General features: G+C 59.3%; 11 protein-coding genes and 4 pseudogenes. 11 read left to right on the forward strand and 4 right to left on the reverse strand.

Going from position 1 to position 16,342, the window contains the following annotated elements:
- Positions 1 to 14: 14 nt before the first annotated feature.
- The 7 genes and pseudogenes from nodC to NKJ15_RS14970 all read left to right on the forward strand — a co-directional run.
- Entirely contained in the window at positions 15 to 1,340 is a 1,326-nt protein-coding gene (gene nodC, locus NKJ15_RS14940) for a chitooligosaccharide synthase NodC (protein WP_352609807.1), read from the forward strand.
- 80 nt (positions 1,341 to 1,420) lie between these two features.
- On the forward strand, positions 1,421 to 2,017 hold the full coding sequence (gene nodS, locus NKJ15_RS14945) for a nodulation methyltransferase NodS (RefSeq protein ID WP_352466712.1): 597 nt from the start codon (positions 1,421 to 1,423) through the stop codon (positions 2,015 to 2,017).
- 35 nt (positions 2,018 to 2,052) lie between these two features.
- Positions 2,053 to 2,298: pseudogene (locus NKJ15_RS14950) on the forward strand (carbamoyltransferase N-terminal domain-containing protein); the annotation flags it as partial.
- A gap of 43 nt (positions 2,299 to 2,341) precedes the next feature.
- Entirely contained in the window at positions 2,342 to 3,253 is a 912-nt protein-coding gene (gene nodI / locus NKJ15_RS14955; RefSeq protein WP_023719311.1) for a nodulation factor ABC transporter ATP-binding protein NodI, read from the forward strand.
- Between the two features lie 3 nt (positions 3,254 to 3,256).
- Complete coding sequence (locus tag NKJ15_RS14960) at positions 3,257 to 4,045, forward strand: ABC transporter permease (protein ID WP_352483783.1); 789 nt, start codon at positions 3,257 to 3,259, stop codon at positions 4,043 to 4,045.
- A 67-nt stretch (positions 4,046 to 4,112) separates the two neighbouring features.
- Positions 4,113 to 5,075 (forward strand): LysR family transcriptional regulator, encoded by a 963-nt coding sequence (locus tag NKJ15_RS14965; RefSeq protein WP_352815968.1) that lies wholly within the window; start codon positions 4,113 to 4,115, stop codon positions 5,073 to 5,075.
- A gap of 8 nt (positions 5,076 to 5,083) precedes the next feature.
- A pseudogene (locus tag NKJ15_RS14970) lies at positions 5,084 to 5,345 on the forward strand (hypothetical protein); the annotation flags it as partial.
- A gap of 29 nt (positions 5,346 to 5,374) precedes the next feature.
- Here NKJ15_RS14970 and NKJ15_RS14975 read toward each other — a convergent pair.
- A pseudogene (locus NKJ15_RS14975) lies at positions 5,375 to 5,800 on the reverse strand (transposase domain-containing protein); the annotation flags it as partial.
- 447 nt (positions 5,801 to 6,247) lie between these two features.
- Here NKJ15_RS14975 and NKJ15_RS14980 point away from each other — a divergent pair.
- From NKJ15_RS14980 to NKJ15_RS14995, 4 genes are all read left to right on the forward strand, one after another.
- Entirely contained in the window at positions 6,248 to 7,039 is a 792-nt protein-coding gene (locus tag NKJ15_RS14980) for a calcium-binding protein (protein ID WP_352815970.1), read from the forward strand.
- 386 nt (positions 7,040 to 7,425) lie between these two features.
- Positions 7,426 to 9,198, forward strand: coding sequence for a type I secretion system permease/ATPase (locus NKJ15_RS14985; protein WP_352816031.1), 1,773 nt, complete (start codon positions 7,426 to 7,428; stop codon positions 9,196 to 9,198).
- Complete coding sequence (locus NKJ15_RS14990; RefSeq protein WP_352566043.1) at positions 9,176 to 10,489, forward strand: HlyD family type I secretion periplasmic adaptor subunit; 1,314 nt, start codon at positions 9,176 to 9,178, stop codon at positions 10,487 to 10,489. Before NKJ15_RS14985 ends, NKJ15_RS14990 begins: the two co-directional genes overlap by 23 nt.
- 666 nt (positions 10,490 to 11,155) lie before the next feature.
- Positions 11,156 to 12,373, forward strand: coding sequence for a tyrosine-type recombinase/integrase (locus NKJ15_RS14995; RefSeq protein WP_352815972.1), 1,218 nt, complete (start codon positions 11,156 to 11,158; stop codon positions 12,371 to 12,373).
- A 615-nt stretch (positions 12,374 to 12,988) separates the two neighbouring features.
- Here NKJ15_RS14995 and NKJ15_RS15000 read toward each other — a convergent pair.
- From NKJ15_RS15000 to NKJ15_RS15010, 3 genes and pseudogenes are all read right to left on the reverse strand, one after another.
- Complete coding sequence (locus NKJ15_RS15000) at positions 12,989 to 15,190, reverse strand: xanthine dehydrogenase family protein molybdopterin-binding subunit (protein ID WP_352815974.1); 2,202 nt, start codon at positions 15,188 to 15,190, stop codon at positions 12,989 to 12,991.
- 3 nt (positions 15,191 to 15,193) lie between these two features.
- Positions 15,194 to 15,652: a (2Fe-2S)-binding protein gene (locus NKJ15_RS15005; RefSeq protein WP_352739852.1), complete on the reverse strand. Its 459-nt coding sequence runs from the start codon at positions 15,650 to 15,652 to the stop codon at positions 15,194 to 15,196.
- 237 nt (positions 15,653 to 15,889) lie between these two features.
- Positions 15,890 to 16,198 (reverse strand): annotated as a pseudogene (locus NKJ15_RS15010) (DUF4917 family protein); the annotation flags it as partial.
- Between the last annotated feature and the right edge of the window lie 144 nt (positions 16,199 to 16,342).

Below are 16,342 nucleotides of genomic sequence, written 5' to 3' on the forward strand. Positions count from 1 at the left end.
ACAGACGAGATCCCATGACTCTTCTTGGTACAACCAGCACTGTGGCCATTTCGCTTTATGCACTGCTCTCGACTGCTTATAAGAGCATGCAGGGGATTTATGCTCTGCCGACAAACGACTCATCGGCGTTGGAGGATCTCGTCGGCTCCGATCAACTGCCCAGCGTGGATGTCATCGTCCCCTGCTTCAACGAGGATCCGCGCACGCTTTCAGAGTGCCTGGCGTCCATTGCAGACCAAGAATACGCCGGAAGACTTCGGGTCTATGTGGTTGATGACGGTTCTGGAAATCGCGAAGCCGTACGAACTGTCCACGAAACCTACGCGCGCGACCCTAGGTTCGACATCATTTTGCTTCCCGAGAATGTTGGAAAGCGCAAGGCGCAGATCGCCGCGATACGCCGCTCATCCGGGGATTTGGTGCTTAACGTTGATTCAGACACGATACTCGCGTCCGACGTCATCACCAAGCTTGTACCGAAGATGCGAGATCCAGCGGTCGGCGCAGTCATGGGTCAGTTGATTGCCAGTAACCGGAGCGAGAGCTGGCTGACAAGGCTGATAGACATGGAGTACTGGCTGGCTTGCAACGAGGAGCGCGCGGCACAGGCTCGCTTCGGTGCCGTTATGTGCTGTTGCGGCCCATGTGCCATGTACCGCCGGTCTGCGCTCCTTTTGTTACTGGACCAGTACGAGTCGCAATTTTTTCGGGGCAAGCCAAGCGACTTCGGGGAGGATCGCCATCTCACTATCCTCATGCTGAAAGCAGGCTTTCGAACCGAGTACGTTCCGGGCGCCATCGCGGCCACAGTCGTTCCGAACAGACTCGGACCGTATCTGCGCCAACAACTCCGTTGGGCACGAAGCACATTCCGGGACACGCTGCTTGGGCTGCGCTTGCTGCCCGGCCTCAATAGCTATCTCACGTTGGACGTGGTCGGACAGAATCTCGGGCCGCTACTCCTCGCCCTATCGGTACTAACGGGCCTCGCACATTTCGCACTGACAGGCACTGTGCCTTGGTGGACAGGACTGATGATTGTGTCCATGACCATGCTCCGATGCAGCGTGGTAGCATTTCGTGCTCGACAGTTTCGATTTCTGGGCTTTTCCCTGCACACGTTCATCAACATCTTTCTCTTACTTCCCTTGAAGGCCTACGCGCTGTGTACATTGAGCAATAGCGATTGGCTGTCGCGAAGCTCTGCTGTCGCTACATCGAACACTGGGGGAAAACAGGCCCCCACCCAAACTCCGATCACTGGATCAAGCAGGGCAGAATTCTCACCGCATGCGGCTCCGCTTCGCAGGCTCAATCTTGCGCGGATTCTTCGGGATTAGCGCTGTCGAGCAACATCTGCGGCGACGAGTGATCGCTAATTACCTAGGTAGACGAGAGGTGGACGAGTTTGACCCAGAACATGAATCATCAGTTGCTCGATCGGGAATTGGCCGCAGACGATCCGTGGCGCCTCGACGGCAATCCGTTCGAGCGGGAGCGCCACACGGAAATGCTCCAGCTGGCGCTTGCCCAAGGCTCCATTACAAATGCCCTCGAAGTCGGGTGCGCTGCCGGCGCATTCACGGAAAAACTAGCCCCCTACTGCCAAGGGCTCACCGTCATCGATGTCGTGGCGCAAGCGATTGCTCGAGCACGTCAACGGATAAAGGAGCCGTCGCGCATCAACTGGATAGTCTCCGATGTTCAACAGTTTTCGACCGACGAGTTGTTTGACCTGATCGTTGTGGCGGAGGTCCTATACTACCTCGAAGACATAGCCGAGATGCGCGCGGCCGTCAAAAACCTGGTGCGGGTGCTTGCGCCAGGCGGGCATCTGATCTTCGGATCGGCAAGGGATGCTAATTGCCGTCGCTGGGGTCACGCCGCTGGTGCTGAGCCGGTCATCGCCATGCTGAACGAAACGTTGATCGAGGTAGAGCGTCTTGAGTGTCGGGGCGAGTCGGTCAACGAAGACTGCTTGCTCGTCCGTTTCCGGAACCCGCTTTCCGCTTCCTGATGAATCGAATCTATCGCCGTTAACGTGGAGACACTATGCGCATCTGTGGTACCAAGCTGACCCATGATGGGGCGATCGCCCTTGTCGAGGATGGACGGCTCGTCTTCTGCGTTGAGCAGGAAAAGCGGCACAACAATCCGCGTTATCAAACCATCGATAATCTCGACGTAATTGTCGCCGCTTTGGCGGAACAGGGGCTAAATCCTTGTGATGTCGATCAGTTCGTTATCGACGGCTGGGATGGCGAAGACGAGTCACAGTTTCAGGTCCGGCAGGCAACCAAGCAACCGCCAGTCTTGGCGTCCCTCTCGGTAAAATGAACCCATGTCCATGGTAGCGATCGATCTTACTGACGTAAGCAAAACTTATGACAAGCTCGTTGTCGACAGACTGTCGTTCCGCGTTGCGGCGGGGGAATGCTTCGGGCTCTTGGGACCGAACGGTGCGGGCAAAAGCACGATTGCGCGTATGGTCCTCGGCATGACATCGCCTGATGCGGGGAAGATTACTGTGCTCGGCGCTCCAGTGCCGGCGCGCGCGCGTTTGGCACGTATGCGCATCGGCGTGGTCCCGCAGTTCGACAATCTTGATACCGCGTTCACTGTACGCGAGAACCTGTTGGTGTTCGGGCGCTACTTCCGGATGAGCAGACGCCAGATCGAAGCGGTCATACCGTCGCTGCTTGAGTTCGCCCGCCTCGAGAACAAAGCGGATGCGCGCGTCGCCGAACTGTCCGGCGGCATGAAGCGGCGCCTGACGCTCGCGCGTGCGCTGATCAATGACCCGCACTTGCTAGTGATGGACGAGCCGACCACCGGCCTCGATCCGCAGGCCCGCCACCTGATCTGGGAACGGCTGCGATCGCTGCTGGCGCGGGGCAAGACTATTCTTTTGACTACCCATTTCATGGAAGAGGCCGAGCGGCTGTGCGATCGGCTGTGCGTTATGGAGGAGGGGCGCAAGATCGCCGAAGGCCGCCCGTCCGCACTCATTGACGAGCAGATCGGCTGTGACGTGGTCGAGGTCTACGGCGGCAATCCGCATGAACTGGGTGCGCTGATCCGGCCGTACGCACAGCGCATCGAGGTGAGCGGTGAGACGCTTTTTTGCTATGCACCCGATCCGGAGCAGGTGCTGGTGCAGCTACGCGGGCGCGCCGGTCTGCGCCTTCTGCAGCGTCCCCCCAATCTCGAGGATGTGTTCTTGCGGCTAACCGGGCGCGAGATGGAGGACTGAACAATGGGCGAACGTTATGCGGCGGCCATGCCCGCCAATGCGTGGAATTGGGTCGCGGTTTGGCGCCGCAACTATCTTGGATGGAAGAAAATCGGGCTTGCATCGGTTCTCGGCAACCTCGCCGATCCGATGATCTATCTGTTCGGTCTCGGCTTTGGCATCGGAACAATGATAGGTCCTGTTGAGGGCACTTCGTACATTGCGTTTCTCGCGGCTGGCATGGTTGCCACAAGCGCGATGGCATCGGCGACTGCTGAAACGGTTTACGGGAGTTTCGGCCGCATGGACAACCAGCGCACCTGGGAAGGAATGCTATGCACTCAGCTGACGCTCGGCGATATCTTACTCGGCGAATTGGCGTGGGCAGCCACCAAGGCCCTGATGGCGGGCACAGCAATCACTATTGTTGCCACCACGCTCGGCTACACATCGTGGCCATCCATCCTCTGCTTGCTGCCAGTCATCGCTCTCAGTGGCCTCGCCTTCGCGAGTCTAGCGATGGTCGTCACGGCGCTTGCGCCCAGTTATGAATATTTCATATTTTATAATACGCTTGTTGTAACACCCATGCTGTTCCTTTGCGGCGCGATGTTTCCGGTCAACCAATTGCCCGGCGCTTTTCAGGACGTCGCCTCCTTGTTGCCGCTCGCACATGCAATTGACCTCATTCGTCCGGCGATGCTTGGCCGTCCGGCCGGCAGCATGGGCCTGCATATCGGCGCGCTTTGCATATACACGGTTTTGCCGTTCTTCCTATCGGTTGCTCTATTTCGTCGTCGGCTGATGCGTTGACGCTACCCACCATTCGTAAAATTGATTCTTTGGGCGATACCCATCCACGCGTCGGATAGGTCAATACATGCGTTTTAAGGGACTCGATCTAAATCTCCTGGTTGTGCTGGACGCTTTGATCAGGGAGCGTAAAGTCACCGCCGCGGCCCGCAGTATTAACCTGAGTCAGCCGGCCATGAGCGCCGCCGTCGGTCGGTTACGCGCCTATTTCAGCGATGAGCTATTTACGATGAACGGCCGCGAACTCATTTTGACACCGCGCGCGGAGGGGCTCGCCACAGCAGTCCGGGAGGCATTGCTGCACATCCAGCTGTCGATTATTTCCTGGGACGCCTTTAACCCGGCCCGATCGGATCGTCGCTTCCGCATCATCCTTTCCGATTACCTCACGCTCGTATTTTTTAAGAAGATCGTAAAGCGTGCTGCGCGGGAAGCTCCCGCCGTCCGCTTCGAATGTCTGCTTATTTCCGACGACCCCGAGGAGCTTCTCCGGCGCGGCGACGTTGATTTTCTGATTATGCCGGAAGTGTTCATGTCGAAACATCCTCGCGCAGCCCTGTTCGAAGATATCCTCGTATGCGTAGGCTGCGGCACGAACAGGCAGCTGTCAGAGCCACTTACATTCGACCGATACTTGTCGATGGGGCAGGTTGTGCTTAAATTCGGGGACACCCGGCAGCCCTCCATCGAGGAATGGTATTTGCTCGAGAACGGTTTCGAGAGACGTATCGAGGTCGTCGTACAGGGCTTTAGCATGATCCCGCCCCTTATATCAGGCACCAACCGCATCGGGACAATGCCCTTACGGTTGGCGCAGCATTTCGCAAAATTAACACCCCTGCGGATTGTCGAACTTCCGCCGCCACTTCCTGCCGCATTCACGGAGGCCGTCCAATGGCCTGCGCTTCACAATAATGATCCGGCAAGCCTATGGATGCGGGAAATGATGTTGCAGGAGGCATCTCGTATGATTACCCCGCCTAAGAGCACCGGACGTCTCAGTTGTCGGCCGACGACCCCTCGGTTATGAGAGGAGGCATGGATGGCGATTGGGATTGGGCGATTCCTGCATTGTCGAGAACGATGCAGGGAGAGCAGATCCTTCAGCCTGAAGAGGTGGCAGCGATGCTGCCGCTGCATGAGCTTGGCTGGGGAACCGACGGGCGAACGAATTCGGGTGCGCTCGCAACACGGTGCCTCGGTATCTAAGCGAGGGCGGGACTGTTCCGTTTCGCAAGCCTGTGCGGCCGACTCGTTTGACGGACTGGACGATTGGCTGCGGGAGCGCTTCTTCCCCCATGGCTCTTGCTGGATGACGATCTCGACCCGCTCCAGATGCGCCGGGAACGCCTTGCGCGGTCGCGCAGCAGGTCGCGGCTCGCCTGTCGGTCTTGCGGCCTCGAGCTCGGACTCAATCGCGCCGAGCCCGGTCTGGATTTCGAAGGCGAAGGCCTGCTGGGCACGTTCGAGCTTCTCGGAGCTGCGACCGAAGCGGCGCGCTCCAGCTGCTTGACGATCCCATGAAGGTCGGCGATCCTCTCCTGGGCACGCTCGTTGAGTGTCGCCATCCGGACGATCTCGGCCTTGAGTGTTTCGCTCCGGAGTTGTTGCAGTTCGGCCTTCTCCGCCGCCATGGCGACGAACATCGCCTTGAGCGGATCGATTTCGTGGGGACGGGCCGAAGCGCTTCTCGTCATGACGCCGACAGGAGCTTATTTTGCACGGCCTGAGGCCCGCCTTTTGCGCCTGAGTCACTTCGCCACGGCCTATCCGGCCGACGTCGGACGCCGTCTCCGTTCGGCTCAAACGCGCCAGTCCATGCCTTCGACGAGCGCCATCAGTTCGGCGCGGCAAGCCGGATCACGCCGTTCTCCACCCGCGGCCAGCGGAACTTGTCCTCGTCCAGCGCTTACGGTGCGGGTATGCCGGCGTCGAGCAAACAGAGAGAAGTTTGGGGCCGAACCAGGACGGCCCCGTTACGAAGTGTTGTCCTGGTGGTTTGAGTGTCGAATCTTCAGATCGATTGCTTGGGCGACCAGCGTCCCCGCCGCCAGCGAGCCCGCAACTGCTCAGCAGAAGGGCGAAGTGAACGTGAGTGCATCCATTTCGTAAATGTGTGTCTATCCAAGCAATCGATTTCTCTAATTATCCGACGAGGAATATGAACGCGTCAGGCAGGGTGCATCATTAGGAGTATTTTCAATGGCAAAGATTATCGAGGGTGGCCCGGGTTCCGAAACACTCCTCGGCACCGAGCTTGAAGATTGGATGGAGGGTTTCGGAGGCAATGACTGGATTGACGGTCGTGGCGGCAACGACGAGATCTCGGCTGGCCAGGGCAGTGACCGAGCCATTGGCGGCGAGGGTAACGACCGCATCTTCGGCGGAGATGGCTGGGACGATCTCTCCGGCGACAACGGCCGCTTCAACGCGCGCATCTCCGGTGAGGACAATGACAGGCTCAGCGGCGGTCCCGGCCAGGATGTCCTCTACGTGGGTGACGGCCAGGATACGTTGACCGGGGGCACCGACAATGACACGTTCGTGTTCCAGTTCCACAATCCGGTGCCTGGGGTTGTCGGGTCGAAGTCGGACATTACCACTATCACCGATTTCAACCCGGCGGAGGATAAGTTCGCCTTCGATGCGGTGGGCCTCTACAACGACGGTTTTGGCGCGAACTTCGTCAACAACGCCAGCATACAGTCCGGCTACCCGGTGAGCAGCTTCTACAGTGGTGCGGCCTCGGGTGCGAACGGCGAACACGTCGTGGTGATCACTGGCGAATCTTTCAACTCTGCTTCTGAAGCCGCGAGTGCGATCTCCGGCGAGCACGCCGGCGACATCATTGTCTACCAAAGCAGCTACAGCGACAGAGTCGCAACTCTGGCCTATGTCACCGCCGAGAACAACGGGCATGAGTTCGCCCACCTGGGCGGTGTGGTCACCGTGGCCGACCTAGGCCTGACCGCGTCGGACTTCACCTTCGTTTGATCCAGAAAACCCATACGGAACAGCGCCCTGCCCCCCTGGGCGGGCGCTTTCCGTCTCCGCTACTTGCGATGGGCCGGGGCGCCCGGGAGCAGTCGCAGCGTGTACAGCTTGACGAAGCCCTGCACGTCGCGCTGGTCGTACACCGAAATCTCCCTGAACGCGTGGAGGCGGAAGCCTGTTCGGGCCCTTGCGGCCGGCCACGATGACGTTGCCCTTCCAAACCTTCAGCCGGACGGTGTTGTTGTTGACCCGCTCCATTAGATGCCAAGCCAAACATATTCGGCGGGAGCACTGATCCTGAATCAGCGAGTCGGTTGCCGCTCGGGGAGCAATATAGGGAGCTGGGTCGCCAGATCCTCACGGAGACCTACGTGAGTAACCATTCCTTGAAGGATTCAGCTTTGAGACCTTTCCCTCTGACTTCCGCTATTTGGGGAATTCTGTTGATCAGCGGCGTGGTCAACGTGCTTGCGCTGATCTCGCCGCTGTTCATGCTTCAGGTCTACGACCGCGTTCTGGCAAGTGGCAGCGTATCGACGCTAGTGGGGCTCGTCCTGCTTGCTGCAGGGCTTTATGCGTTCCAATGCCTGCTCGACGTTTTGCGCGCCCGCGTGCTGCTGCGGATTGGCGAGCGTTTCGATGAACAGTTTTCCGGACGCGTTCACGATGCGATCGTTCGCCTTCCGCTTTTAACGCGCATGCCGGGCGACGGCTTGCAGCCGCTTCGCGACCTCGACAATATTCGCGGATTCTTAGGTGGAAACGGTCCGACAGCGTTCTTCGATCTGCCATGGATGCTGCTTTATCTTGCCATTTGCTTCCTCCTTCATTTCTGGATCGGCATGACGGCACTTATCGGGGCGATCGGTCTCACATCTCTGACACTTCTTACCAACACTCTCTCGCAACGGCCGATACGCGAGACCATTGCCCACGACATGGTGCGCAATGGCCTACTGCAAGCAGCGCGTTGCAATGCCGAGGTCGTGCAAGCTCTCGGTCTCGGAAAGCGGATCGCTGCCCGATGGCACAAGGCCAATGCCGAGTATCTGGCCGCCAACCGGAAAGCTGGGGACGTGGCAGGTGGGCTGGGTGGCATTGCAAAGTCGTTGCGCGTGCTGCTGCAATCGGCAATTCTTGCCGTCGGCGCGTACCTTGTCATCAGGCAGGAGGCTACGGCCGGGGTCATGATTGCCAGTTCGATCATGATGGGGCGTGCGCTGGCTCCGGTCGATCTGGCCATTTCAAGCTGGAAACCCTTCCTCATGGCGCGCCAGGGTTGGGCGCGGCTGGAGGACCTCCTGGGAAAGGTTCCTGAAACCGCTCCTGTTATGCCAATGCCTGCACCTGAACGCGAACTCCGCCTCGAAGGCGTGATAATCGTTCCGCCCGGCGAAAGGAAGCCGACCGTGACCGGCCTTGCGTTTGCCGTTCAGGCGGGAAGCGCACTCGGGATCATCGGTGCATCGGGTTCGGGCAAGTCGACACTCTCGCGCGCCATCGTCGGCGCATGGGCGCCGGTCGCCGGAAAGGTTCGCATCGACAGCGCAAGCCTCGATCAATGGGACCGGGAAGCGCTAGGCCGTCATATCGGCTATTTGCCGCAAGGTGTTGAACTGTTCGACGGCACCATTGCCGAAAACATCGCTCGTTTTGAAGATAATCCTGACCCTGAGGCTATTGTCACCGCGGCGAAAGCAGCGGGCACGCACGAACTGATCCTCCGATTTGAGCACGGCTACGAAACTCCGATTGGTGAGGCCGGATCGGCACTTTCCGCCGGGCAGCGCCAGCGTATCGGTCTTGCCCGTGCTCTTTATCGAGACCCTTTCCTTGTTGTGCTGGATGAACCCAATGCCAATCTCGATGCGGAAGGCGAGGCTGCGGTCGTCAAGGCGATCGCCTCCGTGCGCGGGCGCAAGGGCATTGCGGTTGTCGTCGCCCATCGGCCGAGCGCCATCCGCGCCGTGGATTTTGTGTTGGTCATGGAAGGTGGACGGCAGCGAGCATTCGGTGCGCGTGATGAAGCGCTTTCCAAAGTCTTGAAGAGGGCAGCGATGGCACCAGGCGCTGGCGTCAAGGCCATCGAGTCTACACAGGATAACGTGGGAGAGCGCGCTGACATGGAGGATCCCGGTGGCCGGCATTCATCAGAATAATGACGTTTCCAGCTCCATTCGCCGGCACCTGGTGGCGGGCCTTCTGGCGAGCGTGATCTTTGTTGGAGGAGCCGGAGCTTGGGCGGCCTTCACGAATCTCTCCGGTGCGGTTGTCGCGTCCGGACACTTTGTCGTCGATTCCTATGTGAAGAAGGTGCAGCACCCGACCGGCGGGGTGGTGGGAGAAATCCTGGTGAGCGAAGGTGATAAAGTAAAAGCCGGCGACATCCTCATGCGGCTCGACGCCACCCAGACGCGCGCCACTCTCGCTGTAGTCACCAAGCGGCTCGATGAGCTGGCCGCCAACCTGGCACGACTCGAAGCTGAGCGTGACGATCTGGCGGAGATCGCCTTCCCGGACTGGCTGCTCGCCCGCAGAGATGTTCCGGACGTAGCTTCGGCAGTACATGGCGAGACGCGGCTGTTCGAATTCCGCAGACAATCCCGCGACGGAAGGCAGGCGCAGCTAGCGGAACGCATCACTCAATATGAGCACGAGATCGAGGGGCTCAAGGCGCAGGAAATCGCTTCTGAGAAAAGCACCGAGATTCTCCAAAAGGAAATTGCTGCCCTGAGTGGGCTGCGCGACCAAGGCATTGTCTCGGACCAACGCTTGAACAGCCTGAAGACGCAGGTTGCCACTTTCGGCGGCGAACGCGGTGAGAAGATTGCACATCAGGCACAGACGGCAGCCCGCATAGCCGAAACGCGCCTCCAGATCCTGCAGATCGATCCGGATTTCAAGACGGAAGTCGGCCAGGAGCTCAGAGAGGTTCAGGCGCAGGTTGGGGAGTATGTTGAGCGCAAGGTGGCGGCTGAACAGGAACTGCGACGGATCGATATTGTCGCGCCGCAGTCAGGCGCCATTCAACAACTCGCAGTTCATACGGTCGGAGGAGTGATCACGCCCGCCGATCCGATTATGCTAATCGTGCCGGAAGGCGACGATCTTGCGCTTGAAGCACGAATCACCCCGAAGGACATCGACCAAATCCAGCTTGGTCACAAGGCCGTGCTGCGGATGTCAGCCTTCAATCTGAGGACCACGCCGGTATTGAACGGATATGTCAGCCGGATCGCAGCCGATCTGGCGACGGACGAAAAAAACGGCGTTTCGTATTACCTGGTGCGTCTGTCGGTTCCGCATGCGGAACTGACGAAGCTCAAGGACCTGACGCTCGTGCCCGGCATGCCGGCCGAAGCGATGATCCAGACGGGCGAGCGTACGGCGCTTTCTTATTTTGTGAAGCCGCTGTCGGACCAAATCAGTCGCGCATTCCATGAGGAATGAAAGTGATCCACAGAAATATTTTGTTGGTCGTTGTTACGCATGCATGAGAGTCACAACCGTCTGAAAACACAATCATGCGTTCCTCAGTTGGATTGCGCCTCTGAGTCAGATACGTGGTTCCGCGGTCATTTTGCCCTTGCAAGTCGCCGCCCATTCAGTTCTTGGCCTCAAGCGCATTAAGATACCCATCATCGTACACAAAGGCTGGAAAAGAGTCCGGTGTCTTGAGCGATCCTAGGTCTGGAGACCTAGGGTGAGCCTGCAAGCACAGGGCCAGGACATGATTGAGCGTCTGCAATATTCGGACAGGTGCATAGAAAGACAGGCAGGCGCCAAAGACGCGCTTTCAACGCACTAGACTAAACCGATGCTGCGCACCCCGAGCGTCTTGCCGCCCTCGCTCCCGCCGGTAGGAATCAATCGCGAGCAGGCTGCGACGTTCATCGGCGTAAGCTCAACGACCTTTGATGAAATGGTCCAGGACGGCCGGATGCCGCAGCCACGAATGCCGAGCAAGGGGCGCATTGTTTGGGACGTCGAGGAACTTATATTGGCGTTTCGAAAGCTCCCTCACCGCCAAATCGGAGGAGCACCAAAGCTTGACGAAGATTCGCCGCCACTAGACAATCCTTGGGATCGAAAACCACGAACATGACGGATGAGCCCGTGAAGGTCGATCTTAAGGGCGTAGTGAAGGACACTGATCGCCACGGCAATGATCGGTACTATTTTCGCGCACCGGGTCGGAAGAAGGTCCGGCTCCGTGAACCGACCGGCAGCGACGAGTTCCTCGAGGAACTGCGGTGCGCGCGCGCCGAGGTCACTTATGTTCGGCCCGGCACTCTTCCCGAGATTTGCCGGCGCCTCCCCAAGGCTTCCGAGCCAGCGAAGAAAGGCACGTTGCTGTGGCTTTGCCAGGAGTATTACCGTCGGGGCGGCACGGAAATCACCCAAGACACTATGGCGCGCCGACGAGCAATTCTGGAGCGCGTATGCGAATTACCTCATCCCCTCGAAGGTGACCCGGATCCTCAGTATCCCACCAAGGGATCTCTGCCATTCGCCGGTATGAAACGGTCTCATGTTAAGGAGATCAGGGACACCAGGCTCGACGCCCTTGGCGCGGCAAACAATATCGTAAAAGCCATCAGCGCGATGTTTGAGTGGGCAAAGGACACAGAGATTCCGGGCGTCGACTCCAATCCCGCCCGCGGCATCAGACGGCTAAAGAGCGGCGACGGCTGGCACCCATGGGACGTGTCGGAGATCGTTCAATATGAGAAGCGGCATCCGCTGGGTACCGCAGCCAGACGTGCGCTCTCGATCTTCATGTTTACTGGCCTGCGGTTGTCCGACGTCGCGATCTTCGGTCGACAGCACATCACGCTCGTCTACAACGAGGAGACCGAGCAGTGGGAGAAGTGGATCAGAATTAAGCCTGGGAAGACCAGTCGTAACAAGGATGCGGTGTTGGTGGAGCTCCCGCTTCTGCCCGAACTAGAGGCGGAACTTGAGCACACGCCCTCCGACCAGATGACCTTCCTGGTCAATGAGTATGGTCGCCCGTTCTCGGAGAACGGTCTGGGCAACAAGATGCGCCAGTGGTGTGATCAAGCTGAGCTGCCGCACTGCAGTGCTCATGGAATTCGCAAGGCCGGCGCGACGATCGCCGCTGAGAACGGCGCGACGCACGAGCAGCTGAAGGCGATATATGGGTGGACTACGTACCAGCAGCCCGACCACTACATCAAGAAAGCGCGTCGCCGGAAGGTAGCGAGAGCGGCGAAATACCTGCTGGTTATCGATCGAAAAGAGAACAAAATTGTCCCACTTTCTGAGGGGGTTGAAAGAGGTGGGACAAAAATGGCCAAAAAATCCAATTAAATCAACGGCCACAAAAGCCAATGGTGGGCCCGGAGGGTATTCAGAAAGCTATAAAAATCAATTGGTAAGAGATCAGTGGGACTTCAGAGCATTCAAATCTTTTCCAATATTTTTCAATGTTGTTGTCCCACTCAGAAGTGCCTCAGTCCACCAAGCCGACGCACTGAACGCCTCACTCGGAAGGGAGGTTTGCGCAAGGTGAAAGGAAGATCGCGTCGGTGTGCAGCCTTCCTGAGAAAGGTCGCGGTAGAGCCAACTGCTGACGCTCAGCGCGAAGACATCAATGTCCTGTTATGGGGCCGTCAGAGAACCGGCCCCTTCTCGCGCCCAGAAAGCGATAGCAGACATGCAATAGGGGGTACAAAAGTCTCTAGCGTGACCCTTTCGAGACATTTTCGTGCGGCATTTGCGTCTCGAAAGCGGTTCTTCAGTGCTACCAGCACCAACGACCGTCTGCGGTCGTTCAGAACACGGGTTACCGTCTCTAAACCGGATAGTGGACCGGGCAGCCGCCGGAAAATTGATCGAATGGAGGTGATCGCCTGTCAGGAGGCGTTCAAAAACGACCTACGACCGCGATCTTCATTGCGGCCGTTTTCATGGTGTCATTCCCGGCTATGCTGACAAGTTCTTTATGATCGGCAGCTTGCGGATCGTCTTGCCCGTCGCCGCCCGTAGCGCGTTGGCGACGGCCGGGCCGATCGGCGGCACACCCGGCTCGCCAACGCCCGTGGGCGGCTCGTCGGACGGCACAATGTGCACCTCGACGCGCGGCATCTGCTCGATCCTGAGCGGCATATAGGTGTCGTAGTTCTCTTGGTCTACGACACCGCCCGTCAGGGTCAGCTCCTCCTGGAGGATCGCGCCTAGCCCGAAGCCGATACCGCCCTCCATCTGAGCGCGGATCTGGTCAGGATTTATCGCGGTGCCGCAATCTACCGCGCAGACGACGCGGTCGACTTTGAAATCATTTCCATCGTTGAAGGTGATCTCCACCACCTCGGCGACATAGGTCGAGAGGCTTTCATGCAGGGCCACGCCGCGGAAACGGCCTTCCGGCAGAGGCTTGTCCCAGCCTGCCTTCTCAGCAGCCAATTTCAGCACGCCGGCATGCCGTGAATGGTGACCGAGCATCGACAAGCGGAAGTCGACCGGATCACGGTTCGCAGCGGCGGCGAGCTCATCAATCAGGGTTTCCATTGCGTAAGCGGTGTGGGTGGAGCCTACCGAACGCCACCACAGCACTGGGATGTTCACGTCCGTGGTGGTCAGCTCGACCTTCAGGTTCGGGATCGCATAGGGCAGGTTGGTGGCGCCCTCCACGGAGGTCGGATCGATGCCGTTCTCGATCATCGCCGCAAAGGGCGAACCGCCCGCGATCGATTGGCCCACGATGTGGTCATGGAGAGCGACGACATTGCCTTCCTTGTCGAGCCCCGCCTTGACTGCGTGCACATAGGCCGGCCGGTACCGCCCACCCCGCATGTCGTTCTCGCGGGTCCACTGCACCTTCACTGGCTTGCCGGGTCCCAGTGCACGCGCTGTGGAAACAGCTTCGATAATGAGATCTGCGTCCGAGACCGCTCGGCGGCCGAAGCTGCCGCCGGTCTTCATTACGTGCAGCCTCACCTTGTCCGGCGTGGTGCCGCCTACTTGAGCGGCAGCCGCCTGATAAAGGTCGGGCATCTGGTGTCCGCCCCAGACGTCGATGGTGCCGTCTTCGTTGATTCGGGCGGCCGCGTTGAGTGGCTCGATCGAAGCATGGACAAGATAGGGGAATTCGTAGTGCCCTTGGATGACTTTCTCAGCACTGGCCAACGCTGCTGGAGTGTTACCGTCGTCGCGCGCGGTGGCCGCGCCCGGATCGTCTGCTGCCTTAGTGTATTCGGCCATGATCTCGGCCGTGCCGCGCCTTTCGGCCTTCTCTTCGTTCCAGGTCACCTCCACGAGATCGCGGCCCTTGAGCGCCGTCCACATGTCCCTGCCGACCACGGCAATGCCGCGCGGCGTCTGGACGACATCGACAATGCCGTCGAGTGCCTTGGCCTTGGAGACGTCGAAGCTCTCGATCTCAGCGCCGAACTTCGGCGGATGGATCATAACGGCCGTATTGAGTCCATCCATCTTGAGGTCGATCGTGTAGGTCTGCGCGCCATTGGTCTTGCCGGCGGAATCGTAGCGCTTGAGGCTGTCCGATCCGATCTGGGCCCACTTGTCGCGCGGCTTTAGCGGCACGTCGTCGGGAACCGGCATTCCCGCTGCGGCTTCAGCCAGGTCACCGAAGCGCGCCTGCATCCCTGAGGCGTGCGACACGACCCCGGAAGCGACTGTGATCTCGCCGGCTGGCACGTCCCACCGCTGCGCCGCGGCCGCCACCAGCATGGCCCGTGCGGCAGCACCCGCCTTGCGGTAGCGCTCCCACGACGAGCTCATCGACGTGGAGCCACCGGTTCCCTGCGCGGCCCCGCCCCAGGCGAGATTGCCGTAGAGCGCGGTATTGCCATATCCGCCGACCACGTGGACCTGCGCCCAGGCGCCGTCGAGCTCTTCCATAACCAGGGTGGCGATGCCGAAATAGGAGCCTTGTCCCATCTCGAACTGCGACGAGTGGATGACGATTCGGTTCTCCGGTGTGATCTCGACATAGGTCTGGAAGGGGTTCGCCTGGACCGCTGCAGGCGTCGTTTGTGCGTTGGCGGGCGCGGCCATCATTAGCCGGTAGCCCACGGCGAGGCCCGCGGTGGTGACGGCCGTGCCGAGGAGGAACTGGCGGCGCGTGGGCCCCACGGCATTATGCTTCGGGAGAAACTGCAACATGCCTCAAGTCTCCAGCCGGTTGGCGGTCTCGTGGATGGCCGCGCGGATCCGATGATAGGTGGCGCAGCGGCAGAGATTGCCGCTCATCGCCGAATCAATATCATCGTCCGTCGGCTTCGGCGTCGCTGTCAGGAGGGCCACGGCCGACATGATCTGGCCAGACTGGCAATAGCCGCATTGAGGTACGTCGAACTCGGCCCACACGGCCTGGACCGTTTCGCCGATCTTGCCCGACACGCCCTCAATGGTGGTGATCGAGGCTCCTTCGATGTCGCCGACTGCGGTCTGGCACGAGCGCGTCGGCATGCCGTTAACGTGAACCGTGCAAGCGCCGCACTGGGCAAGGCCGCAACCGAATTTCGTTCCTGTGAGTCCGATGCCGTCACGGATCGCCCAGAGCAGCGGCATCTCTGGATCGACGTCGAGTGTTCGCGCCTCGCCATTGAGGGTAAAAGCGACCATGGCTTGCTCTCCTTGTCCTGAGCTGGCTATCTCGTTGCGCCTCCGCCCGGCTAGGAACCGGACTCTTCTTGCTGAGGCATAGCGACCACAGACTAGGATCGCGCAGCTCGAGCAACAAGCCGCTAGCTGGCAATCGCGAGATCGTGAAGTGGCTCGTGTCGAAAGGCTGGAGGCAACTGAATGTCATTTTTGGGCCGACCGGCCGGTCAGTTTCCGGCTCGATGACCTGGTTGGCAGTCATTCCGCTTCTAAGCCTAAACCCCAGACATGAACTGTAGCAGCATCATAAAAGACGACATCAAGCGGCGGTTTTTCGTTGCGCTGCACCGCTAGCTCGTTCGCGTGGTTCATGATCCGCTGGTTATCCGCGGATGCTGGTTCACCATAGAGAAACTTGCCACGCGCTATGCGGTTAAGGATGTGGTCGTCATTCGTGGCGAGCGAATGGCCGAAAATGAAGAAGCAATGGCTGGCGGTCTTCACATTCGCGGTGAACTGCTTGAAGCCTTGGTACAGGTAGGCATTGTGACGGATCTTCGCCTTCTTCTGGGCGCTGGTGGGCTGATGAAGGGCGGCTTAGGGTCATGATTTCCCGCTGCAATGACCGATGAGTCACAGACGCTGCATTTCGCGCTAGACCGCAACTGCGGTATTCTCGATCATACGCTCAGCCATCCTATTCGCACCTCG

Origin of the sequence: Mesorhizobium sp. M0207 (genome assembly GCF_040321995.1) — a bacterium.
GTDB lineage: Bacteria > Pseudomonadota > Alphaproteobacteria > Rhizobiales > Rhizobiaceae > Mesorhizobium.